Source organism: Streptomyces sp. SID5464 (assembly GCF_009862985.1).
GTDB lineage: Bacteria > Actinomycetota > Actinomycetes > Streptomycetales > Streptomycetaceae > Streptomyces > Streptomyces chartreusis_D.
In genome coordinates, this window is the sequence record NZ_WWIQ01000060.1 from 41,285 (window position 1) to 66,707 (window position 25,423).

Annotated in this window: 21 protein-coding genes, 1 tRNA gene and 1 pseudogene; 12 read left to right on the top strand and 11 right to left on the bottom strand. The window is 72.6% G+C overall.

Annotated elements, in window-relative coordinates:
- The first annotated feature begins 131 nt into the window (after nucleotides 1-131).
- The 4 genes from tmk to GTY47_RS30195 all read left to right on the top strand — a co-directional run bounded on the left by tmk (nucleotide 132) and on the right by GTY47_RS30195 (nucleotide 6,740).
- Nucleotides 132-3,452, top strand: coding sequence for a dTMP kinase (gene tmk / locus GTY47_RS30180; RefSeq protein WP_010044213.1), 3,321 nt, complete (start codon nucleotides 132-134; stop codon nucleotides 3,450-3,452).
- Between the two features lie 160 nt (nucleotides 3,453-3,612).
- Complete coding sequence (locus GTY47_RS30185; protein WP_010044215.1) at nucleotides 3,613-4,818, top strand: DNA polymerase III subunit delta'; 1,206 nt, start codon at nucleotides 3,613-3,615, stop codon at nucleotides 4,816-4,818.
- A gap of 127 nt (nucleotides 4,819-4,945) precedes the next feature.
- Complete coding sequence (locus GTY47_RS30190; protein WP_010044217.1) at nucleotides 4,946-6,556, top strand: alpha/beta hydrolase; 1,611 nt, start codon at nucleotides 4,946-4,948, stop codon at nucleotides 6,554-6,556.
- 107 nt (nucleotides 6,557-6,663) lie between these two features.
- Nucleotides 6,664-6,740, top strand: a tRNA-Thr gene (locus tag GTY47_RS30195).
- 95 nt (nucleotides 6,741-6,835) lie between these two features.
- On the opposite strand, the gene GTY47_RS41715 is transcribed toward GTY47_RS30195, so the two are convergent.
- Entirely contained in the window at nucleotides 6,836-6,967 is a 132-nt protein-coding gene (locus tag GTY47_RS41715) for a hypothetical protein (protein WP_010044219.1), read from the bottom strand.
- Between the two features lie 216 nt (nucleotides 6,968-7,183).
- Between GTY47_RS41715 and GTY47_RS30200 the strand changes: the two genes are divergently transcribed.
- The gene (locus tag GTY47_RS30200; RefSeq protein ID WP_010044222.1) at nucleotides 7,184-8,494 is read left to right on the top strand and encodes a serine/threonine-protein kinase; all 1,311 of its coding nucleotides are present in this window, start codon (nucleotides 7,184-7,186) and stop codon (nucleotides 8,492-8,494) included.
- A gap of 84 nt (nucleotides 8,495-8,578) precedes the next feature.
- Here GTY47_RS30200 and GTY47_RS30205 read toward each other — a convergent pair whose 3' ends face one another.
- Nucleotides 8,579-8,971: a PIN domain-containing protein gene (locus GTY47_RS30205; protein ID WP_010044224.1), complete on the bottom strand. Its 393-nt coding sequence runs from the start codon at nucleotides 8,969-8,971 to the stop codon at nucleotides 8,579-8,581.
- Complete coding sequence (locus tag GTY47_RS30210; protein ID WP_010044226.1) at nucleotides 8,968-9,246, bottom strand: hypothetical protein; 279 nt, start codon at nucleotides 9,244-9,246, stop codon at nucleotides 8,968-8,970. The genes GTY47_RS30205 and GTY47_RS30210 overlap by 4 nt, the downstream gene beginning before the upstream one ends.
- A gap of 230 nt (nucleotides 9,247-9,476) precedes the next feature.
- Here GTY47_RS30210 and GTY47_RS30215 point away from each other — a divergent pair, with 230 nt between their 5' ends.
- Entirely contained in the window at nucleotides 9,477-11,144 is a 1,668-nt protein-coding gene (locus GTY47_RS30215; RefSeq protein ID WP_040903719.1) for a helix-turn-helix domain-containing protein, read from the top strand.
- Between the two features lie 329 nt (nucleotides 11,145-11,473).
- Nucleotides 11,474-12,936: pseudogene (locus GTY47_RS30220) on the top strand (amino acid permease).
- Nucleotides 12,937-13,019: 83 nt separating this feature from the next.
- On the opposite strand, the gene GTY47_RS30225 reads toward GTY47_RS30220, so the two are convergent.
- On the bottom strand, nucleotides 13,020-13,901 hold the full coding sequence (locus GTY47_RS30225) for an AraC family transcriptional regulator (protein WP_010044230.1): 882 nt from the start codon (nucleotides 13,899-13,901) through the stop codon (nucleotides 13,020-13,022).
- Nucleotides 13,902-14,109: 208 nt separating this feature from the next.
- On the opposite strand from GTY47_RS30225, the gene GTY47_RS30230 reads away from it, so the two are divergent.
- Entirely contained in the window at nucleotides 14,110-15,003 is an 894-nt protein-coding gene (locus GTY47_RS30230) for a glycosyltransferase (protein WP_010044232.1), read from the top strand.
- A 380-nt stretch (nucleotides 15,004-15,383) separates the two neighbouring features.
- On the top strand, nucleotides 15,384-18,629 hold the full coding sequence (locus tag GTY47_RS30235) for a BTAD domain-containing putative transcriptional regulator (protein WP_050810295.1): 3,246 nt from the start codon (nucleotides 15,384-15,386) through the stop codon (nucleotides 18,627-18,629).
- A 12-nt stretch (nucleotides 18,630-18,641) separates the two neighbouring features.
- Here the strand turns inward: GTY47_RS30235 and GTY47_RS30240 are convergent, their stop codons facing one another.
- From GTY47_RS30240 to GTY47_RS30250, 3 genes are all read right to left on the bottom strand, one after another.
- Entirely contained in the window at nucleotides 18,642-20,330 is a 1,689-nt protein-coding gene (locus GTY47_RS30240) for a bifunctional 3'-5' exonuclease/DNA polymerase (protein ID WP_010044236.1), read from the bottom strand.
- Between the two features lie 98 nt (nucleotides 20,331-20,428).
- On the bottom strand, nucleotides 20,429-21,172 hold the full coding sequence (locus GTY47_RS30245) for a Clp protease N-terminal domain-containing protein (RefSeq protein ID WP_010044239.1): 744 nt from the start codon (nucleotides 21,170-21,172) through the stop codon (nucleotides 20,429-20,431).
- Between the two features lie 56 nt (nucleotides 21,173-21,228).
- Nucleotides 21,229-21,861, bottom strand: a complete 633-nt coding sequence (locus GTY47_RS30250) for a LysE family translocator (protein WP_029181476.1) — start codon at nucleotides 21,859-21,861, stop codon at nucleotides 21,229-21,231.
- Nucleotides 21,862-21,971: 110 nt separating this feature from the next.
- Here GTY47_RS30250 and GTY47_RS30255 point away from each other — a divergent pair, with 110 nt between their 5' ends.
- Nucleotides 21,972-23,072, top strand: a complete 1,101-nt coding sequence (locus GTY47_RS30255; protein ID WP_029181477.1) for a DUF2786 domain-containing protein — start codon at nucleotides 21,972-21,974, stop codon at nucleotides 23,070-23,072.
- A 7-nt stretch (nucleotides 23,073-23,079) separates the two neighbouring features.
- On the opposite strand, the gene GTY47_RS30260 is transcribed toward GTY47_RS30255, so the two are convergent.
- The 4 genes from GTY47_RS30260 to rpmB form a co-directional block, all read right to left on the bottom strand.
- Nucleotides 23,080-23,619, bottom strand: a complete 540-nt coding sequence (locus tag GTY47_RS30260; protein WP_010044245.1) for a DUF4232 domain-containing protein — start codon at nucleotides 23,617-23,619, stop codon at nucleotides 23,080-23,082.
- A 145-nt stretch (nucleotides 23,620-23,764) separates the two neighbouring features.
- Nucleotides 23,765-24,280, bottom strand: a complete 516-nt coding sequence (locus GTY47_RS30265; protein ID WP_102514823.1) for a hypothetical protein — start codon at nucleotides 24,278-24,280, stop codon at nucleotides 23,765-23,767.
- A gap of 117 nt (nucleotides 24,281-24,397) precedes the next feature.
- Nucleotides 24,398-24,703 carry a 30S ribosomal protein S14 gene (gene rpsN, locus GTY47_RS30270; protein ID WP_010044247.1) on the bottom strand — a complete coding sequence of 102 codons (306 nt, stop codon included), beginning with the start codon at nucleotides 24,701-24,703 and terminating at the stop codon, nucleotides 24,398-24,400.
- On the bottom strand, nucleotides 24,703-24,939 hold the full coding sequence (gene rpmB, locus GTY47_RS30275; RefSeq protein ID WP_010044248.1) for a 50S ribosomal protein L28: 237 nt from the start codon (nucleotides 24,937-24,939) through the stop codon (nucleotides 24,703-24,705). Before rpmB ends, rpsN begins: the two co-directional genes overlap by 1 nt.
- Before the next feature lie 64 nt (nucleotides 24,940-25,003).
- On the opposite strand from rpmB, the gene rpmG reads away from it, so the two are divergent.
- On the top strand, nucleotides 25,004-25,168 hold the full coding sequence (gene rpmG / locus GTY47_RS30280) for a 50S ribosomal protein L33 (protein WP_010044249.1): 165 nt from the start codon (nucleotides 25,004-25,006) through the stop codon (nucleotides 25,166-25,168).
- A 2-nt stretch (nucleotides 25,169-25,170) separates the two neighbouring features.
- Complete coding sequence (locus tag GTY47_RS30285; protein ID WP_010044251.1) at nucleotides 25,171-25,419, top strand: type B 50S ribosomal protein L31; 249 nt, start codon at nucleotides 25,171-25,173, stop codon at nucleotides 25,417-25,419.
- The last annotated feature ends 4 nt before the right edge of the window (nucleotides 25,420-25,423 follow it).

Below are 25,423 nucleotides of genomic sequence, written 5' to 3' on the forward strand. Positions count from 1 at the left end.
CCGGACCTTCAAGGTCCGGATCTTCGCCCAGGGTTCGGAAAGCGAACGCCCCGGCAACACTTCGGTGTCGGGGCGTGCGCATGCCAGGCCGGGCATCCCAGGGTGTCGGTGGCTCCCGATAGGCTGAACGCATGACGCGAGCCGAGCATCCAACGGCCTCTCAGCCGGCCCCTGACGACGCCCTCGTCGCGGACTCCCGCGAGCGTGCCGTCCGCGCCCTGCTGCGCCGTCCGCAGTTGAAGCGGTTGTGGAGCGCGCAGCTCGTGGGCGGCGTGGGCGACACCCTCGCCCTTCTCGTGCTGGTCGTCCTCGCCCTCCAAGCGGCCGTCGCCGAAGGTTCGTTCGGGGGCGGCTACCGCGGCGTGGCGTTCGCAGTGGCGACCGTTTTCGGGGTGCGCATCCTGGCGACGCTCCTGTTCGGCGCCGTGCTGCTCGGCCCGCTCACGGCGCTCACCTCCCAGGACGGCCCGCTGGACCGCCGCTGGACCATGGTGGGCGCGGACGGGCTGCGCGCGGCGCTGCTCATCGTCGCGCCGCTGTGGATCGACTGGACGCCCGACGACGCGCTGGCCGTCCTCCTCGTCACGGCATTCGTGACCGGAGTCGCCGAGCGGTTCTGGACGGTGTGCCGCGAGAGCGCGGCCCCCGCGCTGCTGCCGCCCCCGCCGCCGGAAGGCGCGACGGTCCGGCCGCTGCCGGACCACATGGACGCCCTGCGCCGCCTGTCGCTGCGCACCGGCTTCGTCGCGATCCCGCTCGCGGCCGTCGCGCTCGTCGTCGCGTCCCTGTTCAACAACCTGCTGGGCGCCGGCATCGACTGGTTCGGCCAGCACCAGGCGGCCCTCGCCTCCTACGTGGCGGCAGGGCTGTTCGCCGCGTCCCTGTCCGTGCTGACCTTCCTGGAGCTGCCCGCCACGCGCACCCCGCGCGCGCGGTCGCCGCTCGAGGGGCTGCGCCGCCCGAAGACCGGCACCGGCGCCGACAAGGGACGCACCGGCGTGATGCCGCTGCTGGTGCTGGCCTGCGCGGCCGTCGCCGCCGCGGTGTCCGCCGCGGTCGCCGTGGCCGTGCTGCACGCCAAGGACCTGGGCGGCGGCCCGGTGCTGTACGGGCTGTTCGTGGGCGCGCTGACCGGCGGTGTCGTCGTCGGCATCCGTACGGCGCCCTCGCTGCTGCCCGCCCTGTCGCGCCGCCGGCTGCTCGCGCTGGCCATCGCCTTCACGGGTGTCGCGCTGCTGGCCGCCGGGCTGGTCCCGGACGTCACCAGCGTGCTGCTGATCCTCGCTCTGGCCGGCGTCGGCGCGGGCATGGCCGCCAACACCGGGCACACGCTGCTCGACCAGGAGACCGAGGAGTACAGGCGGTCCCGTACGACGGAGCACCTGCACGCTGTCGTCCGGGTCTGCGTCGCCCTCGGCGCGGTGATCGCCCCGGTGGTGGCGGCGGGGATCGGGCCGCACCGGCTGGAGAGCGGCAAGTTCGTCTTCGCGCACGGCGGCGCGGCCTTCACGCTGATGCTGGCCGGCGCCCTGCTGCTGCCGGTGGCCGCGCTGGTGCTGGCCAAGGTCGACGACCGTTCCGGAGTGCCGCTGCGGCAGGACCTGCGCGACGCGCTGCTCCGCGGCGACGACCCCGAGCAGGCGCCCGCGGCCTCCGGTTTCTTCATCGCCCTGGAGGGCGGCGACGGGGCCGGGAAGTCCACGCAGGCCGAGGCGCTCGCCGAGTGGATCCGCGGCAAGGGCCACGAGGTCGTGCTGACCCGCGAGCCGGGAGCGACGCCGGTGGGCAAGCGGCTGCGGTCGATCCTGCTGGACGTGTCGAGCGAGGGGCTGTCGCACCGTGCGGAGGCGCTGTTGTACGCGGCCGACCGGGCCGAGCACATCGACACCGTCGTACGGCCCGCCCTGGAGCGCGGCGCTGTCGTCATCTCCGACCGGTACATCGACTCGTCCGTGGCCTACCAGGGGGCGGGCCGTGACCTGTCGCCGACCGAGATCGCCCGGATCAACCGCTGGGCGACGAACGGACTGGTGCCGCATCTGACCGTCCTGCTGGACGTCGCGCCGGAGACCGCGCGCGAGCGGTTCACCGAGGCGCCGGACCGGCTGGAGTCGGAGCCGGCCGAGTTCCACGCGCGCGTGCGGGCCGGTTTCCTGACCCTGGCCGCGGCCGACGCCGGGCGGTACCTGGTGGTGGACGCCGGCCAGGAGCCCGAGGCCGTCACGACCGTCATCCGGCACCGGCTCGACCAGGTGCTGCCGCTGTCCGAGGCCGAGATCAAGGCCCGGGAGGAGGCGCGGAAGAAGGCCGAGGAGGAGGCCCGCCGGAAGGCCGAGGAAGAGGCCGCCCGCAAGGCGGAGGAGGAGCGCCTGGAGCGTGAGCGGCAGGAGCAGCTCGCCCGCCTGCGTGCCGAGGAGGAGGAGCGCAAGCGGCGCGAGCTGGAAGAGGCGCAGCGGCGCGAGGCCGAACGGCAGGCGGAGGAGGCCCGGCGGCGGGCCGAGGAAGCCCGGAAGAAGGCCGAGGAGGAGCGGGCACGGCTCCTCGCGGAGGAGAAGGCCCGCGCCGAGGAGGAGGCCCGCCGCAAGGCCGAGGAGGAGCGCCGCCGCAAGCAGGCCGAGGAAGAGGCCCGGCTGCGTGCCGAGGCCGAGGCGCTCCGCCTGGAGAAGCAGCGCAAGGCCGAGGAGGCCCTGCTGCGGGCCGAGGAGGCGCGGCGCCTGGCGGAAGCGGCGGCCGCCGCCGCGGAGGCCGGGCCGAAGAGCTCTGCCCCGCGGGGGGCCTCCGGGTCGACGGCCGCTCAGGACGCGGCGACGGTGCCGACGCCCGTGGTGACACCGGGCCGCTCCGCGGACGACACGACCGTGCTGCGCCCGGTGCGGGACGAGGAGCAGGGCCGGGGCCGGACCTCCGAGGCGTCCGACGCGGAGGTGACGGCCGAGCTGCCCAAGCCGCCGGTTCCGCCGGGGGCGGGGGAGGAGACGGAGGTACTGCCGCCGGTTCGCCCCAGCTCCGGCTCGAGCTCCGGGTCCGGATCCGGCGATGAGACCGAGGTGCTGCCCCCGGTGCCCTCCGGGGCGGCCGACGAGACGGCCGTGCTGCCTCCGGTCCGGCCGGCGGACGCGGACGAGACGGCCGTGCTGCCGCCCGTCCGGCCGGGGGACGCCGAGGAGACGGCCGTGCTGCCGCCCGTACGCGGGGACGAACCCGCGGACCGGGTTCCGCCCGGGTACTTCCGGGAGGACGCTCCGGCCGTCCGGCCCGACGGGACCGAGGACCGTACGCGGGAGATGCCCCAGCTCGACGCCGAGGGCCGGCCCCGCCGCCCGCGGTCCGACTGGGCCGAGGAGACGCCGCTGGACGATCTCCCCTCGCTGGCCGACGAGCTGCTCGGACCGCACGAGGACGAGCCGGACGAGGGGCGGGGGCGCCGGGGGAAGGGCGGCCGGGGCCGCTGAGGACTCCGGTGGTCCCCCAGGGGAGCCCGGGCCGAAGCAGGGAGACGGACCCGGGGGGCTTCGGCCGGGCCCGCGGGATCAGGCGGCGGCAGGCGTTGTCAGTGGTCGCCCCCACAATGGATCTCGCAGCGTGGAACGTGACGAAAGGGCGGCGTGACCCATGACCGTGTGGGACGACCTCGTCGGGCAGGAGAGGGTGAGCGAGCAGCTGGACGCCGCCGCCCGGGACGCCGACGCCCTGGTCACCGCGGCCGCGGCCGACGCTCCGCCGCCCGAGACCTCGAAGATGACGCACGCGTGGCTGTTCACGGGCCCGCCCGGGGCCGGGCGGAACCAGGCGGCGCGGGCGTTCGCGGCGGCCCTGCAGTGCGTCAGCCCGGACCGGGCCCTCGGCGGCTCCCCGGGCTGTGGCTTCTGCGACGGATGTCACACGGGCCTGATCGGCACGCACGCAGACGTCACCACCGTCGCCGCGGTCGGCACCCAGATCCTGGCCGACGACATGCGCGACACCGTCCGCAAGTCGTTCACGTCGCCGGCCAACGGCCGCTGGCAGGTCATCCTCGTCGAGGACGCCGAGCGGCTGAACGAGAAGTCGGCCAACGCCGTCCTCAAGGCCGTGGAGGAGCCCGCCCCGCGCACGGTCTGGCTGCTGTGCGCCCCCTCCATCGAGGACGTCCTGCCGACCATCCGCTCCCGCTGCCGCCACCTGAACCTGAGCACGCCGTCGGTGGACGCCGTCGCCGACATGCTCGTACGCCGCGAGGGCATCGAGCCCGGCGTCGCCGCCGCGGCGGCCCGCGCGACCCAGGGCCATGTCGACCGGGCCCGCCGCCTGGCCACCGACCCGGCCGCGCGTGAGCGCCGTGCCGCCGTGCTGAGACTGCCGCTGCGGGTCGAGGACATCGGCGGCGCGCTCAAGGCCGCGCAGGAGCTCGTCGACGCGGCCGCCGAGGACGCCAAACAGCTCGCCGAGGAGACGGACGCCAAGGAGACCGAGGAGCTGAGGGCCGCCCTCGGCGCGGCCCAGGGCGGCCGGATGCCGCGCGGCACGGCGGGCGTGATCAAGGACCTGGAGGACAAGCAGAAGCGCCGCAGAACGCGCACGCAGCGCGACAGCCTCGACCTCGCGCTGACCGACCTCACGGCCTTCTACCGCGACGTCCTCGCCCTCCAGCTCGGCTCCCGCGTGGCCATCGCCAACGCCGACGCCGAGGACGCCCTGGAGCGTCTCGCCCGCGGCAGCTCCCCGGAGTCCACGCTCCGCCGCATCGAGGCGATCGCCGCCTGCCGCGACGCCCTCGACCGCAACGTGGCCCCGCTGCTCGCGGTGGAGGCCATGACGATGGCACTCAGAGCGGGCTGAGGAGAGCCGACCGGGACGACAGGCGAGCGGCCTCACACGAGGGGAAGCGCGGTTGACGCCGTAACTCGTACGAGGCGCGACACGCACGCAGGGCATCCATCCCGTCGCCCAGAGTTACGCTCGCTGGATGCACACAAGGCGCACTCACCGATCCGGCGGCCTCCACCGCAGGGCCCGTAGCGGAGCCAGGACCGCGGCCGGCCTCCTCGCCACCGCCGCGCTGCTCGTCTCCGCGTGCTCCTCCGGGAGCTCGACGACGTCCGCCACGGCTGCGGCGCAGGCGGCGGCACTGGTCGCGCTGCCACGGGCCACCCCCGCGGCGCTCACTCCGTACTACGCCCAGAAGCCGACCTGGCGCGGCTGCGGCGTCTCCGGCTTCGAGTGCGCCACCATCATGGCGCCGCTCGACTACGCCAAGCCCGCAGCCGGGGACATCCGGCTCGCCGTCGCCCGCAAGAAGGCCACGGGCCCGGGCGAGCGGCTGGGCTCGCTGCTGGTGAACCCCGGCGGTCCGGGCGGCTCGGCGATCCGCTACGTCCAGGCGTACGCCGGCATCGGCTACCCGGCCGAGGTCCGTGCCCGCTACGACATGGTGGCGGTCGACCCGCGCGGCGTGGCCCGCAGCGAGCCCATCAAGTGTCTGGACGGGCCGGGGATGGACACGTACACGCAGACCGACACCACGCCCGACGACGCCGACGAGACCGACGGACTGGTCAAGGCGTACCGGACGTTCGCCGAGGGCTGCGGCGCGGACTCGCCCCGGCTGCTGCGCCATGTGTCCACCGTGGAGGCGGCCCGGGACATGGACATCGTGCGGGCGGTGCTCGGCGACGAGAAGCTGAACTACGTCGGCGCCTCCTACGGGACCTTCCTCGGGGCCACGTACGCCGGGCTCTTCCCGGACCGGGCGGGGCGGCTGGTGCTGGACGGCGCGATGGACCCGTCGCTGCCCGCGCGGCGGCTGAACCTCGAACAGACGGCGGGCTTCGAGACGGCGTTCCGGTCGTTCGCGCGGGACTGCGTACGGCACGCGAACTGCCCGCTGGGCGGCGCGGGCACCTCGCCCGAGCGGGTCGGCGAGAACCTCAAGGCGTTCTTCGAGAAGCTGGACGCGCGGCCGGCCGCCACCGGCGCCCCCGACGGCCGCCGCCTCACCGAGTCGCTCGCCACGACGGGCGTGATCGCGGCCATGTACGACGAGGGCGCCTGGCAGCAGCTGCGCGAGGCGCTGACGTCCGCGATGAAGAAGAACGACGGCTCCGGGCTCCTCGTCCTCTCCGACGGCTACTACGAGCGGGACGCCGACGGCGGCTACAGCAACCTGATGTTCGCCAACGCGGCCGTGAACTGCCTCGACCTGCCGCCCGCCTTCGACACCCCCGACGAGGTGCGCAGGGCGCTGCCCACGTTCGAGAAGGCGTCCCCGGTCTTCGGCGAGGGCCTGGCGTGGGCCTCCCTGAACTGCGCCTACTGGCCCGTGCACGCCACGGGCGAGCCGCAGCGCATCGAGGCGAAGGGTGCCGCCCCCATCGTCGTGGTCGGGACCACGCGTGACCCCGCGACCCCGTACCGCTGGGCGCAGGCCCTGGCCGGCCAGCTCTCCTCGGCCCGCCTCCTCACCTACGACGGCGACGGCCACACGGCGTACGGCCGCGGCAGCTCCTGCATCGACCGGACGATCAACGCGTACCTGCTCCGCGGCACCCCTCCCGCGGACGGCAAGCGCTGCTCGTGACCCCTGCGTCCGGCCCCGGAGCCCTGCCTCCGGGGCTGGTACGGAGCACCCTCGGAAACTGTGTAGACTTACCGTCGTTGCTGATCGCACCATAGTGCGGACAGCGCGCCGCCTTAGCTCAGATGGCCAGAGCAACGCACTCGTAATGCGTAGGTCTCGGGTTCGAATCCCGAAGGCGGCTCCACCGGAAGCCCAGCTCAGACAGTGTCTGAGCTGGGCTTTTTCGTTCAGCGGAAGCGGCGACGGCGGCGAGCTCGGGCTGCGTGCCGGTCCACGGTCTCAGTTTCCGTTCAGGATCGTGCCGGCGGTGTGTCGGCTGCCGTCGTACAGGCGCCGGTCGTCGAGCCCGGCTTCCGTCAGCAGCTCCTTGAACGCCTCCAGCTGGTGAAGACCAACCTGTGTTCCTCCCACGCGTCCCCCGCTTCAGCAGGCAGCGGCACAGCGAGCAATCCGAGCCGGCGGAACACCTGTCGACGGAAAGCCCCCATGAGCCCCACCTGAGCGGAAGCGGGTGGATCGCACGAGAGTTCAAGGGCTCGACGGGCGCGTGAAAGCGTCATACTCGTAAGGGAGTTCTGAGCCGACCGTCATGCGGCGGTGGCCATCCGCCGACGGGGGAGGAGACCGGTGCAGGGCGTACTGCTCGCCGAGCGGTTTCGGATCGGTGACCGGCTGGGCGCTGGTGGCATGGGGCAGGTCTGGGCGGCTCAGGACGAGCGGATGAGGCGGGAGGTCGCCGTGAAGGTCGTCCATCCGCAGTACGGCATGGATGAGGCAGAGACGCAGGCCCGTTTCCAGCGCGAGGTGCAACTGGCGGGACGGCTCTCCCACCGGAACATCGTCACTGTGCACGACTGGGGTGAGGTGTCGGTCGACGGGCGTCCCACTCTCTTCCTCGTCATGGAGCTCGTGCACGGAGTGCCCCTCCACCGGCGGCTCAAGGAGTCCACACCATCATGGCCGTTCGCCGCCGGATGGGCCGCGCAGATCGCGGAGGCACTGCACGCCGCGCACTCCCAGAGCATCCTCCATCGGGACATCAAGCCCGCCAACGCGTTGCTGATGCCGGACGGGACGGTGAAGGTTGTCGACTTCGGGGTCGCGAAGTTCATGGGTGACACCCTCGGTGCCCGCGAACTCACCGTCACGGGCGCCCCACTCGGCTCACCGTCGTACATGTCTCCGGAACAGGCCGAGGGCGACCGGGCGATCGACCACCGCAGCGACCTGTACTCACTGGGCTGTCTCCTCTACCACGCGGTGACCGGCCGGCCGCCGTTCACCGGCACCAATCCGTTGGCCGTGCTCCGCAAGCAGATGGAGGCCGTCCCGGAACCACCGGCCGACCACGTCGAAGGCCTTCCCGTCCCGCTCAACGACCTCATCCTGAGCCTCCTCGCCAAGCGCCCGGAGAACCGCCCGGCGGACGCGTCCACCGTTTACGAAACGCTGAGCACACTCCTCGTCGACCATGCCGTCACCGAGCCCGGCGGCAGCATCCTGGAGTTCACGCAACTGGGACACAGTCACTCCGTGTCAGGGCTGATCCTGAAACGGGCCTGGGAGCTCCGGGAGGAGGCCGAGATGATCGTCGCGGAGGCCGAGGAGCGCAAAGCGGAGGCGATCCGCGAGGCCAAGCGCGCGGTCGAGGTGCTCAGGCGTGAGCTGGGGGCCCTCGTCCGGCGCACCGAGGACATGGACACCGAGATCGAGAGGATCACCGTCCGGGCGTCCGCGGAGGAGCTCCGGCTGCGCGAGGAGGACTACTACCGGGCCTTCAGGCAGTCGATCAACGGCAGCTACCCGACCCCCCGAGAGTTCGGCGACAGCGTGGAGGCCATGTACGGCATCTCCCTGCCCGACCTGGAGGCGATGCGCATGGTCAACCGCTTCTCCCACCGCTTCACCGCGGAACTGGAGGAGGACCACATCGCGTAGGCCGACAGAGGGCACTCGTCGTGGAAGCACGCGGGCTGAGCGGCAGCGAGTCGGAGGCCTTTGACGACCCGGCATCGCACTGCGTCAGATCTTGATGATGTGGACGGCGGGACCGCACAGCATGTGGAGGTCCTCGGGATCCGATGTCAGGACGGTCACGGGGGAGGGGGAGGCCAGTGCGGTGGCGGCCACGAGCGCGTCGAGAGCGTATTGGTGGCCGTGTAGGCCGGCTGCCGTGAGCAGCTTGCTCGCGTGGCGGGCGATGGCTTCGGTGGGCGGGACGATGTTGACGCGTGAGACGGCGTAGTCGAAGCGGGCCTGGTTGATCTTGGGGTCGCGGGCTTCGACGAGGGTGACGGAGCTGGTGATGACGCGGACGTCCTCTGCCTCGGCCGCAGCCAGCCACTCGGTGAGCTCGGGTGAGCGGCGTACGAGTTTGGACAGGCCCTCGCAGTCCAGGACGAGGGTGCCGCTCACGCGGCGTCCGCCGAGCCCGTGGTGTCACCACGCAGGACGGCTCGCTTGGCCTCGACCGCTGCCTGGTCGACGGGGCCGTGTTGGGCTTCTGCGTCTTCGATGAGTTCGCGCAGGCGGTCGCGCTCCAGCTGGCGCTGGATGAGGGCTTCGACGTAGGCGGACATGCCGCGCTTACCGGTGCGTGCCTTGAGGGCGGCGATGGTGCCTTCGTGGAGGGAGACGGAGACCGGGCGGACAGGGCCTTCGCCGGGAGCGGGTTCGGGAGTGGTGGCCATGGAGCCAGATTAACAAAACTTTTGTTATTGGGGTCATGTACTCAAGCTGCTCCACATCGCGTGTCCGGCGTGGGCGAGGAGCCTGCGAGCAGATGACGGCCTTCTCGTATGTGCGACCTCGTGCGGGGAGCGCGAGGGGAGCGCGTACGCCTGTGGACGGTGCAACTGCCCCCGTCGCCCGTGCGGATAGCATCGGAGCTCCGCCATGGCTCCCAGCAGAGGCGACGATCATGGATCCGGCCGCAGTGGCTCCCCTCGCAGCGCGTATCCGTCTGCGTCAGTTGCTGATGGCGCTGGGTGACTCGCTGGTGGAGGTGCAGGCTGCTCCCGCCGGGCTGGATGTCGAGATCCGTGAGGTTTCGCTGCTCGATCCCGAGGACCCGCCGACCGCACAGCCGGGCGAGCTGGTTCTCGTGATCGGGGCCCGTGGCCGGGCCGCTCTTCCCGCGCTGCGGGCCGCCGCGCGGGACGGAGCCGCCGCCGTCGTGGTCAAGCTGGACGGGCCCGGTCAGGCCGCGGCGCTGAGCGAGACCGCCGCCGAGGCCGGGGTCGCCCTGCTCTCGCTGCGCAGTGAAGCACGCTGGGAGCAAGTGCACGCGCTGGCCCGGGCCGCCCTGGACGACGCACCGCCGGGGGAGACCGGCATGGGGGCCGAGGAGGGCGACCTGTTCTCGCTCGCCCAGACCACTGCCATCCTCACCAGCGGCATCGTCAGCATCGAGGACGCCGCGAACCGGGTGCTCGCCTACTCCCGCACCACCGACTCCGACGAGGCGGACGACCTGCGTCGGCGCTCCATCCTCGGCTGGCAGGGACCGGAGGGGTATCTGGCGAAGCTGCGCGAGTGGGGTGTGTTCCAGCATCTGCACTCCAGCGACGAGGTGATCGGTATCGACAGCCACCCCGAGCTGGGCATCCGCCGTCGGCTCGCGGTCGCCATCCGGTCCGGGGACCGGCAGCTGGGCACCATCTGGGTGCAGGAGGGCTCGATTCCGCTGTCCGAACGCTCACGCCAGGCACTGCTGGGTGCCGCCCGGGTCGCAGCGCTCCATCTCGTACGCCGTCGCCGGGAGCTCTCGGACGAGGTGACGCTCACCCGGACCCTGCTGGCCGGACTCCTGGACGGGAGCACCGGACCCCAGCCGTTGGCCACTCACCTGGGGTTCGACGCCACCCGCCCGGCCGCCGTGCTGGGGTTCTCGTACGGGACCGCAGAGGCTTACGGGACTTCAGAGGCGGGCGAGACCGCCGAGGGCGTCGCCGTACCGGAGCTGACCCACTCCGAGGTCACCAACCTGGTCTCCGTGCACATCGCGGCCCGGCACCGCAGTGCCCTGGTCACCCAGGTCGACAGCCGTGTCTATGTGCTTCTGCCCCAGTTGCCCCGCGGCATCGACACGGACACGCTGCGCGGCTGGACCCAGGAGATCACCGACGCCGCACTCCGCCACCTGGGCCTGCCGCTGAGCGGCTCGGTCGGTTGCCTGGTGCCGACGCTGGGGGACGTCCCCGAGTCCCGCCGGGAGGCCGACCGCATACTCGACGCCATGGCGAGTGCCGGAGTGACCGTCGCGGTCGCCGCGCTGCCGGACATCCAGGCGGAGGTGCTGGTCAGCGAGATACTGAGGTTGCTCTCCGCCCGCCCCGAGATACGGGATCCCCGACTGACCGCCCTGGTCTCGCACGACAGCCGGCACCAGGGCAGGCTCGCCGAGACCCTCCTGACGTACCTGAACTCCTTCGGTGACATTCGGGCGGCGGCCGCACAGCTCCATGTGCACCCCAACACGCTGCGGTACCGCCTTCGCCGGACCGAGGAGCTGACCGGCCTCGACCTCAGCCGTCCCGACCAGCGTCTGCTGGCCATGCTCCAGCTGCGGCTCCCGCCCAGCGGCTGAACCGGTTCCGCATTGGCCGGTCGTACAGCCATCGAGGGCGAGTTTGTTCAGCCTTCACAAACACTTGGCCCCATGGCCCCCCATACGCTTGCGCAAATCCATTTCCGCAAGTGATGCGGCCCACCTCCCACGAGGAGACGGAGCGAAACGCGGACGTGCGGTGACGACCACATCACCAGCACGGCATCCGGATTCCGCGAACCGCACCGTGAACGCTTCCGGGAATCGTCAGTGCCCCGACCGTCCCTCCTGACGCCACAGCACAGGACAGCACAGCACAGCACGACACGGCACGGCACGGCACTCCCAACGACCCCATGGATGTCGACATGACTACACGTCCCCCTGACTCACTAACCTCTGGCACCGCTCCCCCCACCAGTGGCCGGCCTCCGGAGCAGCAGGCAGGTCTGCAGGCCGGTCTCAAGAACCGCCATCTGTCCATGATCGCCATCGGCGGGGTGATCGGTGCCGGTCTCTTCGTGGGCTCCGCCTCCGGTATCGCCGCCGCCGGGCCCGGCATCCTGGTGTCCTACGCACTGGTCGGCGCCCTGGTCGTCTTCGTGATGCGGATGCTCGGCGAGATGGCCGCGGCCAACCCGACCTCCGGGTCCTTCTCGGCCTACGCGGACCGGGCGCTCGGCCGCTGGGCCGGGTTCTCGATCGGCTGGCTGTACTGGTTCTTCTGGGTCGTCGTGCTCGCCGTGGAGGCGACCGCGGGTGCGGTGATCCTGGAAGGGTGGGTGCCGGCGGTACCGCAGTGGGCCTGGGCCCTGATCGTGATGACGGTCCTCACCGCCACGAACCTGGCCTCGGTCGGCTCCTTCGGCGAGTTCGAGTTCTGGTTCGCCGGCATCAAGGTCGTCGCCATCACGGGTTTCATCGTTCTCGGCGGGCTGGCGATCTTCGGTGTGCTGCCCGGCTCCGACCACGCCGCGACAGGGTTCGGGAACCTCACCGGGCACGGCGGCTTCCTGCCGAACGGGCCGGGCGCGATCCTCACCGGCATCCTGCTGGTCGTCTTCTCCTTCATGGGCAGCGAGATCGTCACCCTCGCCGCCGGTGAGTCCTCGGACGCGCAGCGGGCGGTGGCCAAGGCCACCAGGAGCGTGATCTGGCGGGTCGGCGTCTTCTACGTCGGCTCGATCCTCGTCGTGGTCGCCCTGCTGCCGTGGAACGACCCCGCGATCGTGAAGAAGGGCTCGTACGTCGCGGCCCTCGACTCGATCGGCATCCCGCACGCCGGCGAGATCATGAACTTCATCGTGCTGACCTCGTGCTGTCCTGTCTCAACTCCGGCCTGTACACCGCCTCCCGGATGGCCTTCTCCCTCGGGCAGCGCGGCGACGCCCCGCGGTCCTTCGTACGGACGAACACCCGGGGTGTCCCGCAGGCCGCGATCCTGGCCTCCGTCGTCTTCGGCTTCGTGGCGGTCGCCTTCAACTACCTGTGGCCCGACACGGTCTTCCAGTTCCTGCTGAACTCCTCGGGCGCCGTCGCGCTCTTCGTGTGGCTGGTCATCTGCTTCTCGCAGCTGCGGATGCGGGGGATCATCCTGCGCGAGAACCCGGAGAAGCTCATCGTGCGGATGTGGTTGTTCCCCTATCTGACGTGGGCGACGATCGCGATGATCGCGTTCGTGCTCCTCTACATGCTCACCGACGAGAAGGAGGGCGGCGGCCGCAGCCAGGTGCTGCTCTCGGTGCTCGTCGCAGCGGTGGTGATCGTGATCTCGTTGGTCCGGGAACGGTCCCGCCGGAAGGACACCGCGGAGGCGGTCGCGCCGCGGTAGCCGCCGCGGACTGCCGTGAGGGGCTCACCAGGTGATCACCGGAACCCCGGGCCGGATCGACTCCGACCCGGGGTTCTCGGTGCTCAGCGGGTGGACTCCCGTTCCACCGGCAGCCACAGCTCGGCGTCCGCCCTCGTCCCCTCCGAGGAGAGGTCGGTCCGCAGGATCTCGGGGCCGGGGCGGCTGCGGTACGGGTTGGACGGGAACCACTCGGTGAACACGTCCCGCCACAGTTCCTGGATGGCCCGCGGTGCCGGGCCGGAGGTGGTGAAGACCGCCCACGTGCCGGCCTGGACGGGCAGGGTGGTGATGCCCGCGGGGGCGTCGGCCGGGGCCGGCGCCGTGCTGATCACCGCCTGGTAGTAGTCGAGCTCGGTGCCCTCGGCGCGGCTCGGGTCCAGGTCGTCGCAGACCGCGACGATGCCGCGCGGCTCCTGGTCGGAGAGCTTTCCGAGCTGCTCCCGGGCCTGCTTGTCGAGCCCCCGGACGAAGTCGATGATCGCCTGGTTCGGGCCCGAGTGCACGAGCGGCACCCGGGTCTTGAAGCCGGCGACGGTGAAGGCCGGGCGGTCCACGACTCGGTAGTGCATGCTGCTGCTCCCTTCGATGGTGAGGCGGAAGGTCAGCCGGGGCTGGGAGACGAGCGCGGCGCCGGTGCGCCGGGCCTCGCCCGGGCCCACGCCGTGCATCGCGCGGAACGCCCGTGCGAACGCCTCGCCCGAGCCGTAGCCGTAGCGCACCGCGATCTCCAGCAGCGTCTCGCCGCCCGCGAGCACCTCCGCGCCCGCGATCGTCAGCCGCCGGCGGCGGATGTACTCCGACAGGGGCATGCCTGCCAGCGCGGAGAACATCCGACGCAGGTGGTACTCCGACGTGGTCGCGATCCGCGCCAGTTCGGCGCCGTCCACAGACCCGTCGAGGTGGCGTTCGATGTGCTCCATCGCCTGGTTGAGCCGGTCCAGCACGCCCGGTTCCTTCCTCTTCGGTGATCACCACGCTAGGCAGCGCGCACCCTGCCGCACCCGACATCCTGTGCCCGATCGGGTCGGGTGCGGCCTCCGCCGAACGGCGTAGGCGCATCGCCGTCCGGCAGGCGTACTTAAAGGGTCTTTACCGTGAACGGCTAGCATCGCCCGGCAACCCGCCAGTTGCCGACCGGGACGAGGTGAGGACATGGGGGCGCCCAGGATCGCCGTCGCCGTGGTGACGATGGGCAATCGGCCCGAGGAGGTCGACGCGCTGCTGCGGTCCGTGGCCAAGCAGGACGTGCCGCCCGAGCGGATCGTGATCGTCGGCAACGGCTGCCCGCTGCCCGAGTTCGCCCGGCGGTTGTCGCTGCCCGGCGAGGTCACCCCGATCGAGCTCGACGAGAACCTCGGCTGCCCCGGCGGGCGGAACGCGGCCCTCGCGCGGCTGCGGGAGTTCGGCGACATCGACGTCGTCGTGGATCTGGACGACGACGGGCTGCTCGTCGACGCCGATGTGCTGCGCCGCGTGCGGGAGTTGTACGCCGCCGACGAACGGCTCGGCATCGTCGGTTTCCGTATCGCCGACGAGCTGGGCGAGACGCAGCAGCGGCACGTGCCCCGGATCGGCAACGCGGACCCCATGCGGGGCGGGTACGTCACCGGGTTCCTCGGCGGCGGACACGCGCTGCGGATGGCCATGCTCGACGAAGTCGGCGACTGGCCCGCCGAGTTCTTCTTCGCGCACGAGGAGACCGACCTGGCCTGGCGTGCGGCCGATGCGGGCTGGCGCATCCTGTACGCGCCCGAACTGCTGCTCCAGCACCCGAAGACCTCGCCCGCCCGGCACGCCATCTACTTCCGCGTCAACGCCCGCAACCGGGTCTGGCTGGCCCGCCGCCGGCTGCCGTTCGCGCTCGTCCCCGTCCACTTGGGCGTCTGGGTGCTGCTCACCCTCGTACGGAACCGTTCGGGTGCGGGGCTGCGGGCATGGTTCGGCGGGTTCGTGGAAGGCGTACGGGAGTCGGCGGGTGAGCGGCGGCCCATGCGCTGGCGGACGGTGTGGCGGCTCACGCGGCTGGGGCGGCCGCCGGTCATCTGACGCCGAGGACTCCACCAGCGCCGGAAGATGGGTGGGGCCCCGGCCGTTCACCTCCGCCGACCGGGACCCGGACCCGGCCGCGGCGGCGACACTCCCCCGAGTTGCGCGTCCAGACGCGCGCGCCGCCGGGCCAGATCCGACGTAGTGATCACATCAGGGTTTGCCAACGGATCGCTAACATGTGGCCAACGGTTCTCCGTTGCGTCGTCTGCCGATTGGCGTGAAGTCGCCGAACCATGACGGACGACGGCCTGCGCGGGCCGTTCCGGCGGAGAACGTGAGGACGAAGCTGGCGGAAAACCGCTGCACCGGGGGCGGAAACCCGTCAAGGGTGGAATCTCGTCAAGGGCAAGGCGGTGGCGCGGGGAGACAGGGGCGCGATGGGGGCATCTGCCTGTTCGGGCAGCGAGCACGGTTCCGATGAGTGGTGCGGGCTGAGGTTCGGGCTGCTCGGGCCACCGGTGCTGTACTACGACGTCAGCGGGCGCGGCCGGAGCGAGGCCCGGGATGTCGCCGGCCCCAAGTCCCGTGTGCTGCTGGCCGCGTTGCTGCTCGACGCCGGGCGGGTCGTCTCCGTCGAGTCGCTCAAGGACGCGCTGTGGGGCGGGGCGCCGCCCGTTTCCGCCCAGGCCTCGCTGCACAACCACGTAGCGCGGTTGCGGCGGTTGCTCGACGATCCCGAGCGGCTGCGGACCGTGCCGTCCGGGTATGTGCTGCGGGTCGACGAGGGTGAGCTGGACGTCCATGTGTTCGAGACCCATGTCGCCGCGGCGCGGGCCGCGCACGCCGGGCAGGACTGGGAGCGCGTCGTGCGTGAGTGCACCGCCGCGCTCGCACTGTGGCGGGGCGCACCGCTCGCCGGGCTGCCGTCCGAGGTGGGCGGGTACGCCTTCGCACGGCGGTTGCGCGAGGCGCGGCTGCTGCTTCTGGAGTGGCGATACGACGCCGAGTTGGCGCTGGGCGGCCCGCGTCTCGACGGGCTCGTGCCGGAGCTGGCGGCGTTGACCGCCGAGTATCCGCTGCGGGAGGTGTACCACCGCCAGCTCATGCTCGCCCTGCACCGGACCGGCCGCCGGGCCGAGGCCCTGGCCGTCCACCGGGATCTGCGCACCCGGCTGGTCGACCAGCTCGGCGTCGAGCCGGGGCCGGGAGTGCGGGAGGCGCATGTGGAGGTGTTGCGGGGAGCCGTGGGGAGCGGTGGTTCGGGAGACGGCTTCGGTGAGGGGAGCGCCCCTCCTACCCCTCCTACCTCTCCTGCGTCTTCTGCCTCGTCTGCCGCTCCTTCCGTGGACGCCGCTACGCCTTCCGTCGCCGCGTCGCCCTCGTCCGCTCAACCGCCGCCTGCTCAACTTCCCGCGCCGCCGGCGCATTTCACGGGGCGTGCCGCCGTACGCGCCTCCCTGCGCCGCGCCCTCACGACACCGGGAGCACCACCCCCGACCGGCCCGACCGCCCCAGCCGCTCCCGCCGTCCCCGCCGCCGCCGTCATCAGCGGCATGCCCGGCGTCGGCAAGAGCGCACTCGCGCTGCACGTCGCGCACGAGTTGGCGGAACGTTTCCCCGATGGGCAGCTCTACCTCGACCTGCAGGGTGCGACCCCGGGCATGACCCCTCTCACGCCTGGTCAGGCGCTCACCACCCTGCTGCGTGACCTCGGGGCCGAGCCCTGCCGTATCCCCGAACGCCCCGACGCGGCATCCGCTCTGCTGCGCTCGCTGCTCGCGCCGACCCGCACGCTCCTGGTGCTGGACGATGCCGCGAGCGCCGCGCAGGTACGGCCGCTGCTGCCGGGAGGTGCCGGGTGCGCGGTGATCGTCACCAGCCGTTCGCCGCTCACCGCCCTCGACGGCGTCGCCCGCTTTCCGCTCGGCCCGCTGTCGGACGAGGAGAGCGCGGCGCTTCTGGTCGCGGCCTCGGGCCGTGCCGGACTGGACGGTTCGGACGCCGCCCGCCGCCTCGTCGAGCTCACCGGCCGCCTGCCCCTGGCCCTGCGCGTCGTCGCCGCGCGGCTCGCCGCCCGGCAGGCCCTCACGCCGGAGGTCCTCGCCGGGCAACTGGCCGGTACGGAAGGGCGGTTACAGCACCTTGAGTACGACGACCTGAGCGTGCGCCGCTCCCTGGCCGTCGCGCACGACGCGCTCGCCGGCTCCGAGCGCGAGGCCGACCGGGACGCGGCCCTCACTCTCCGCCGTATCGGCGCGCTCGATCTGCCCACGTACGGCGCACCCCTGCTCGCCCGCCTCACGGGCACGGGTGAACGCCGCACCGAGGCCGCCCTGGACCGTCTCGTCGACGTGGCCCTGCTCCAGGAGCCGGCATACGGCCGCTACGCACCACACGACCTCGTGCGCGACTTCGCCCGTGAGCTGGTGGGGGAGCGGGGCGTGGAGGGCATCGGCGGCTCCGGCACCGCCCGTGCAGGGGGGAGCGTACGGAACGCGAACAACGGCGGCGTACGGAACGCGACCCCCACCGACACCGAGACCACCCGCGCCTCCGAAACCGCCCTCCGCTGGTACGCCGCCGTAGCCGAGCGGGTGCTCGTCGCGATCGTCGAGCCCGGCCCCGACCAGGACGACCGTCGTCGCCCCACCGCGGCCCAGCCACCCGGGCATGCGGCGCACGTCGACACCGTCGCCCCCTTCGGCGGCCCCGAGGAGGCCTTCGCCTGGGGCGACGGGGAGCTGGCGAACGTCGTCACGCTGGTCGAGCGGTACGCGGACGACCCGTGCCGGCGGCGCGCGGGCCTCGTCTCCACCCTCGTGCGGCTAATCCTCCCGTACGCGCACCGCAGGGGACGCGTCGCCGAGATGGAGGTGCTCGGCCGGGCCGGCCTCGGCGTGGCGCGGCGGCTCGGGGACGAGGCAGCTCAGGCGTACGCGCTGGTCGACCTCGCCGGGCTGCACTTCCTGACCGGCCGCCAGGGCGAGGCCCTCGACCTCAACGACCGCGCGCTGGCCATCTGGCGACGGCTCGACGAACCGTCCTGGATCCGCCGCTGCCTCAACAACCGCGGCCTGCTGCTCGACGGGCTCGGCCGGCCCGCCGAGGCGAGCGAGGCGCTGACCCGGAGCCTGGAGTACGCACGGCAGCTGAACGACCCCTACGGCGAGGCCGTGACCCACAGCCACCTGGGCAATCTCTACGAGCACACCGACCCGCGGGCCGCCATCGAGCAGCACCGGCGTTCGCTCGCCATCGGGGACGGGATCGGCGCCGTGATCGTGCGGCACTCCGCGCACTGCAACATCGGGTACGCCCATCTGCGGCTCGGCGAACCGGCCGCCGCCCTCCCGCACTTCGAGGAGAGCCTGCGCATCCTGGGCGGTCACGGCGACTGGCACGGCGAGTCCCAGACCCGGCTCGGCCTGGTCCGCGCGCTGCGGCTGCTGGGCCGCACCGGGCGGGCCGCCCGGGAGTGCGCCGAGCTGCTGGACCGGGCCGACGCCCGCGCCGACCGCTACACCGGCGGTCTCGCCCGCCACCAGCAGGGGCTGCTGCTGCGGGAACGCGGGCATGCCGGAGCGGCACGCGAGGAGTGGCGCTCGGCTCTCGCGGCACTGGAGGGGACCGACGCGCACGCGGTGGTCACCGAACTCCGCGAGCTGCTCGCCCCCACCGGCTGACCGTGACACCGGCTACTTGGCGTCCGCATAACACTCCACCACCGCCGTCGTGAACGGGAACCGCACCGGCGTCTCCCCGAAGGTCAGCCGTCCGGCCAGGGCCGCCGCCTCCCGGATCGCCGCGACGACCGCCTCCGTCTCCTCCTCGGGGCAGTGCACGATCACCTCGTCGTGCTGGAAGAAGACCAGCTCGGCCGCCAGGTCCGCGCAGGATCTGCGCAGCGCGGCGAGCAGCAGCAGGGCCCAGTCGGCGGCACTGCCCTGGACGACGAAGTTACGGGCGAAGCGGCCACGGGCGCGGGCGTTGGTGGAGGCGTACCCGGGCACCCACTGTCCGCTGTCGGGCTGCTCCTCGTCGGTGGCGGGGATGCCGGCCTCCTCCGTCGCGTCGTCCGTCCCCCGGGCCGCCGGCGGGCAGGTCCGGCCGAGCCAGGTCCGCACGAGCCGGCCCTCCTCGCCGGCCCGGGCCGCCTCGTCGACGTACGCCACGGCCCGGGGGAAGCGGCGTCTGAGCGCGGCGAGGTTCTTCAGGCCGTCGCCGGAGGTCTGGCCGTAGACGGCGCCGAGCACGGCGAGTTTGGCCTGGGCGCGGTCGCCGGAGAAGGCGCGGTCGGAGACGGACTGGTACAGGTCGCTCTCCCGGCCGGCCACCTCCATCAGGCCGGGGTCGCGGGAGATCGCGGCGAGGACGCGCGGCTCCATCTGGTCGGCGTCGGCGACGACGAGCCGCCAGCCGGGGTCGGCGACCACGGCCCGCCGGATCACCTTGGGGATCTGGAGCCCGCCCCCGCCGTTGGTCACCCAGCGCCCGGTGACCGTCCCGCCCGCGAGGAACTCGGGCCGGAAGCGCCCGTCGCGCACCCAGTCCTGGAGCCAGGACCAACCGTGGGCGACCCAGATGCGGTACAGCTTCTTGTACTCGATCAGGGGCTTCACGGCCGGGTGGTCGACGGACTCGATCTCCCAGCGGCGGGTCGAGGCGACCTTGATGCCGGCCTGGGCGAAGGCCTTGACCACGTCGGCGGGCAGGTCGGGGCGGACCCGTCTGCCGAACGCGGCGGACACCTCGTCCGCCAGCTCGGCCAGGCGGCGCGGTTCGCCGCCGCCCGCGTACCGCTCGCCCAGCAGGTCGTGCAGCACCGCGCGGTGCACGTCGGCGCTCCAGGGCAGCCCGGCGCGGTTCATCTCGGCGGCCACCAGCATGCCCGCGGACTCGGCGGCCGTCAGCAGCCGCATGCGATCGGGGTGCTCGGCCCGCTCGTGCCGCCGCTGCTGCTCGCCGTAGACGGCGAGGAGGTCGGGCAGCGGGAGGCGGACGCCCTGCGGTTCGAACAGGGAGGACTGGGAGCCGGGTTCGGCGGAACGCTGCGGCGGATCGGGCGGTACGGGGCCGCCGCGCAGCCGGGCCAGGGCGGCCGCGGCCGAGCGTGGTTCCCCGTACCGCCCCTCGTGGCCGAGGAGGAGCGTCTCGGCGGCCTCGATGTCGTAGCACCGCTCGACTCGCACCCCCGTGGCGAGCAGACGCGGGTAGACCTCGGCGGTGGACCGCCACACCCACCGCGTGACGCCGGGACGGCTCCGCACGGCCTCGGCGGGATCCGCCTCCCGCCGCACCGGCCCGGCGGGCAGCCCGTCCGGGCCGAGGGGGGCGACGTCCACGCCACCGTCCTCGGCCGGAGCGAGCGCCCACCGGTCGGCCATGCTGTGAGTGTGACAGGGGGGTCTGACAACGCGTCCCTGCTGCGCGGGCTCGTGCGACAGGGGAGTCCGCCGACGCGTCCCCGTTGCACAGGCTGCTGTCAGGATTCGTCCAGCACCTCCTTCTGCGCCTGCGTGATCTTCTCCAGCGCCTCGGCCACGTACCGCTCGGTCCGCTCCTTGCCGATGCCGAGGCCACTGAGGACGCCCTCGCCGTTCTCGTGCTCCAGCAGGGCGAGCAGGATGTGCTCGGTGCCGATGTAGTTGTGGCCGAGGCGCAGGGCCTCGCGGAAGGTGAGTTCCAGGACCTTCTTGGCGGCCTGGCCGTACGGCACGAGCTCCGGGGCCTCCTCGACGGCGGGCGGCAGTGCGGCGGTCGCCGCCGCGCGGACCGTGTCGAGGGAGACGCCCTGTTCGACGAGGGCCTTCGCGGCGAGACCGTCGGGCTCGGCCAGCAGACCGAGGACGAGATGCTCGGGCGTCCCCTCGGCGTTGCGCGCGGACTTGGCGGCGTTGTGCGCTGCCATCACCGTGTTGCGGGCGCGGGGCGTGTAGCGGTTGAAGCCCTGGCTCGGGTCGAGGTCGGCCGACTCCTTCGGCACGAACCGCTTCTGCGCGGCCTGCCGGGTGACCCCCATGCTCTTGCCGATGTCCGTCCAGGAGGCGCCCGAACGCCGGGCCTGGTCCACGAAGTGGCCGATCAGGTGGTCGGCCACCTCGCCGAGGTGGTCGGCGGCGAGCACCGCGTCCTGGAGCTGTTCGAGGGGTTCCTGGTGAACCTTCTTGATCGCCGCGATGAGGTCGTCGAGGCGCACGGATGACGTGATGTTGGGGTTCGTCGTCATGGTGTCAACCGTAGGTTGCACCCCGAGAGGTGTCAACCGCGAGTTGACACCACCCTCTACTTCGGAGAGGTCGCCACCAGCCGCACCGCCAGCCCCGTGAACACCGTCCCGGAGACGATGTTCAGCCAACGGTTCACCCGCGCACTGCGCCTGAGGAGAGACGCCAGCCGCCCCGCGAGCAGGCCGACGCTGCCGTCCCACAGGAAGCCCATCACCACGAGCGTGACGCCGAGCAGCAGCAACTGGCCCTGGACGTGGCCCAGCGACGGGTCCACGAACTGCGGCAGGAACGCCACGTTGAAGAGGATCACCTTGGGGTTGAGCAGGTTGGTGATCGCGCCCTGCCAGAACGCCCGCCGCATCCCCGGACCCACGGCGCCGGTCCCCTCCTCGCCCGGCACCGAACGGTCGCGGAACGCCTTCACCGCCAGGTAGAGCAGATAGGCCGCGCCCGCCCAGCGCAGCACGTGGTACAGCGTCGGCAGCGCCGTGAACAGGGCCGACAGGCCGAGCGCCGCCGCGACCGCGTGCACGAGCATCGCGCACGCCACCCCGAACGCCGCCATCACCCCGGCGGTGGGGCCGCCCCGTCCGCCCATCGCCACGATGAACATCATGTCCGGGCCGGGGGTGATGCAGAGCGCGAAGGCGGCGACGAGGAACGCAGCGTAGAGAGACATGTCCACCATGCGCCCCATGCTCGAAGCCCTGCCGCGCGCGGACGACCCAATTCCGGGGAGTGAGACGTCCGAGGTCGCGCATGCCGGGTCATCCGTGCCGGCGTGGCACCATCGGCCCCGTGAGTACGCCCACCACCGTCGACCGCGCGTTCGAGGCCGCCCTGTACGACACCGGCGAGACGGCCCTCGACACCGGCGCGTCGCTGCTCGCGTCCGACCCGGCGGCGGACGACGAACTCGCCCGGCGCGGCACGGAGTTCGTGGCGGCGGCCTGGCGGCGCGGCTGGCAGCCGGCCGACGTCGTGCGGACCGTCCGGCGCGAACTGGACGACGTACACGTACGGCTGGTGGCGGCACTGATCCGCGCGCAGGCGCCGCACGACCGTCCGCGCGGGCGACGCTGGAGCGCGCAGCTCGCGGAGCTCCCCGACGACGCCCCGCCCCGCACCGACCGCTTCTCGTACGCCACCGCCGTGCTGGAGCTGTACCGCCTGCTGCTGCGCCTGCCCGCGCTCGAGTCCCTCGACGAGTCGCCCGGGGAGCCGAGGACCGAGTCCCGGATGCTGGGCCGGATCCGCGCCCTGCTCGCCAAGGCGGAGGCCACCGGGTTCCCTGAGGAGGCGGAGGCGCTCAGCGCGAAGGCGCAGGAGCTGATGGCCCGCCACAGCGTCGACGAGGCGCTGCTCGCGGCCCGGGCACCCTCGCCCGAGACACCCGGGGCCTGCCGGATCGGTGTCGAACCGCCGCACGAGCAGGCCAAGGCGGTGCTGCTGGACGCCGTCGCCGCCGCCAACCACTGCCGGGCGGTGTGGAACGAGCCCCTCGGTTTCTCCACCGTCGTCGGCTTCGAAACGGACCTGGAAGCGGTCGAACTCCTCTACACCTCACTCCTCGTACAGGCCACGACCGCGATGACGAAGGCGGAGGCCGTCCAGCGGGCGGGTGGCCGCAAGCGCACCAAGGCGTTCCGGCAGGCCTTCCTCGCGGCCTACGCCCACCGCATCGGCACCCGCCTGTCGGCCGCCGCCGAGACCCAGGTGACGGAGGATCTGCTCCCGGTCCTCGCCTCCCGCGACGTCGCGGTCACCGGCCGGCTGGACCGGATGTTCCCGGAGACGACCACGACCCGCCTGCGCGGCGTCCGCGACGCGGCGGGCTGGACGGAGGGCGCACAGGCGGCGGACCGGGCCCAGGTCGAGCACCGGCCGCCGTTGCGCTGACCTGCCGTCAGTCGCCCGAGGACTCGAAACCGCTCACCGAGGCCTCCGCCGCGCCGCTCCCGTCCTTCCGGGCGACCTCGCCGTAGGACCAGGTCAGGTCGCGTGCGGACGCGGTGGCGCCGGGCAGGGTGAAGGACGCCTTCCGCACCTGAAGGCTCTTCGGGGAGCCGGCCTCGCCCCGGACGTAGGTGATCGTGAAGGACGTGGTGCCGCCCTTCCCGAGGGTGAGCGGCTGGGCCTTCCCGGTCTGCTCCGGGGACACGGACGTCGTGCCGTCCTCCGCCACGAGGTCGACGGCGGGGAAGCCCTTCAGGGTGCACGCGCCGCCCTGGTTGGTGAGGGTGACGGTGACAGTGCCGGTGTCCCCGGCCGCCGGGGCCGCACCGGCCCCGACCTCCACGCCCATGTGCCCGATCGCACAGGCCGAACCGCCCGGCCCGTCCGCGTTCTTGACGTCGTCGCCACCGGTCTTGCCGTCGTCGCAGGCGGTCAGCAGGACCGTCGCGGCGAGGGCGGCGGCCAGGGCGAGGGGAGGAAAGGTGCGCATGAGGTCCTCTGGTGCGTGATGGCGATGAGCGGTTCCGACGCAGGGATCATCTCGGACGCGGGGACCGTCACGCACCCGGGCAGGCCGCCGGCCGGGGCGCCCTCCCGAAAACCCCGCCCGGAAAGCCCCTTGCCGGACCCCCGCGCTACCCGAGGCCCCCCGTCGGCAGCCCGGTCGGCAGCTTCCCGCCCTCCGCCTTCTGGTACGTCTCGGCGCCGAGGCCGCCCTCCCAGGTGACCTTCAGGCGGCTCCCGTTCACGGAGTCGACCATGCCGGTCGCCCGGTCCTTGGAGCCGTCCGTGCACTTCAGGCGGATCATCCGCATCCCCGACTCCTCGCCCGCGGTGCCGGTGCACACGCTGCCGCCGGTGGCGAAGAGCGCGGCCTGCTTCCCGGTGATCACCAGCGCCACGGCCTTGCCGTCGGTCGTGGCGAGCCAGCTGCCCGCCAGCGCGCCGCCGGCCGACCCGCCGGAGCCGGAGCCGGAGTCCTGGCCCGTGGCGGCGGGCGCCGAGGCCGACGGGGACGGGCTGGACGCCGAGTCGTCCCCGGAGCCGCTGTCGCTGCTGCACGCGGTCAGCGCGAGCGCGCCGGCCAGCCCCGCGGCGGCCGCCGCGACGCGTACGGCGCCGGTGCGGCGCGAGAAGATCACCGAAGTCACTGCAAGCTCCCAAGCTGTAGCCGGTCGGCCGGCCGGTCCGGGCGAACCGGCCGGCCCCGTGGCCGGAACGACCGCAGCAAGCTACCAGGGCTCGTCAAGGGCCTCCGGGACGGCCTCTTACCAGGACGACTTGCGCACCCCCGGCAGATACCCCGCGTGCGCCTGGCCCCGCAGACTCACCCGGGACAGCCCGAACGCCCGGAAGTAGCCGCGCGGCCGGCCGTCCACCGAGTCCCGGTTGCGCACCCGCGTGGCGCTGGCGTCGCGCGGCTGCCTGCGCAGTTCCGCCTGCGCGGCGAGCCGTTCGGCGTCCGTGGAGGACGGCCGCCGGATGATCTCCTTCAGTTCGGCCCGCCGGGCGGCGTACCGCGCGACGATCTCCTGCCTCTTGTCGTTCTTCGCGATCTTGCTCTTCTTCGCCATCAGACCCTCACTCCCCGGGCGCGGATCCGGGCGACGGCCGCCTCGACCCCGATCGTGTCGACGGTCTTGATCGCCCTGGCGCTCAGCCGCAGGCGTACGTACCGGGCCTCGCTCGGCAGCCAGTAGCGCTTGGACTGGATGTTGGGGTCGAACCGGCGGGACGTGCGCCGGTGGGAGTGCGAGATGCGGTTGCCGAAGCCGGGCTGGGTGCCGGTCAGCATGCAGTGCGCGGACATGGTGGTGATGTACCTCTCTGGCTCAGGTGATGTAAATGGAATTCATTTTCAGTAGCATAGCGGCATGGCACGCAATGAACTCCGGCCGGTCATCAAACTCCGGTCCACGGCCGGGACCGGCTACACCTACGTGACCCGCAAGAACCGTCGCAACGACCCGGACCGACTGACCCTGCGCAAGTTCGATCCGGTCGTCGGCCGCCACGTCGACTTCCGAGAGGAGCGCTGACCATGCGCGAGGGAATCCACCCGGACTACGGTCCCGTCGTCTTCCGCGACCGTGCCGCGAACTACGCCTTCCTCACCCGCTCGACCATGACGAGCGAGAAGACGATCGAGTGGGAGGACGGCAACACCTACCCGGTCGTGGACGTCGAGATCTCCGACGTCAGCCACCCCTTCTACACCGGCACCGCCCGCGTCCTGGACACCGCGGGACGCGTCGAGCGCTTCGAGCGCCGGTACGGAAAGAAGGGCTGACCCC

What these genes read in the sequence shown, in the direction of transcription:
- tmk (WP_010044213.1), top strand. Translation starts at nt 132, where the DNA reads ATGACGCGAGCCGAGCATCCAACGGCCTCTCAGCCGGCCCCTGACGAC.
- GTY47_RS30215 (WP_040903719.1), top strand. Translation starts at nt 9,477, where the DNA reads ATGGATCCGGCCGCAGTGGCTCCCCTCGCAGCGCGTATCCGTCTGCGT.
- GTY47_RS30235 (WP_050810295.1), top strand. Translation starts at nt 15,384, where the DNA reads ATGGGGGCATCTGCCTGTTCGGGCAGCGAGCACGGTTCCGATGAGTGG.
- GTY47_RS30260 (WP_010044245.1), bottom strand. Translation starts at nt 23,619, where the DNA reads ATGCGCACCTTTCCTCCCCTCGCCCTGGCCGCCGCCCTCGCCGCGACG.
- GTY47_RS30230 (WP_010044232.1), top strand. Translation starts at nt 14,110, where the DNA reads ATGGGGGCGCCCAGGATCGCCGTCGCCGTGGTGACGATGGGCAATCGG.
- GTY47_RS30250 (WP_029181476.1), bottom strand. Translation starts at nt 21,861, where the DNA reads ATGGTGGACATGTCTCTCTACGCTGCGTTCCTCGTCGCCGCCTTCGCG.
- GTY47_RS30240 (WP_010044236.1), bottom strand. Translation starts at nt 20,330, where the DNA reads ATGGCCGACCGGTGGGCGCTCGCTCCGGCCGAGGACGGTGGCGTGGAC.
- rpmB (WP_010044248.1), bottom strand. Translation starts at nt 24,939, where the DNA reads ATGTCCGCGCACTGCATGCTGACCGGCACCCAGCCCGGCTTCGGCAAC.
- GTY47_RS30245 (WP_010044239.1), bottom strand. Translation starts at nt 21,172, where the DNA reads ATGACGACGAACCCCAACATCACGTCATCCGTGCGCCTCGACGACCTC.
- GTY47_RS30185 (WP_010044215.1), top strand. Translation starts at nt 3,613, where the DNA reads ATGACCGTGTGGGACGACCTCGTCGGGCAGGAGAGGGTGAGCGAGCAG.
- GTY47_RS30285 (WP_010044251.1), top strand. Translation starts at nt 25,171, where the DNA reads ATGCGCGAGGGAATCCACCCGGACTACGGTCCCGTCGTCTTCCGCGAC.
- GTY47_RS30210 (WP_010044226.1), bottom strand. Translation starts at nt 9,246, where the DNA reads ATGGCCACCACTCCCGAACCCGCTCCCGGCGAAGGCCCTGTCCGCCCG.
- rpmG (WP_010044249.1), top strand. Translation starts at nt 25,004, where the DNA reads ATGGCACGCAATGAACTCCGGCCGGTCATCAAACTCCGGTCCACGGCC.
- GTY47_RS30190 (WP_010044217.1), top strand. Translation starts at nt 4,946, where the DNA reads ATGCACACAAGGCGCACTCACCGATCCGGCGGCCTCCACCGCAGGGCC.
- rpsN (WP_010044247.1), bottom strand. Translation starts at nt 24,703, where the DNA reads ATGGCGAAGAAGAGCAAGATCGCGAAGAACGACAAGAGGCAGGAGATC.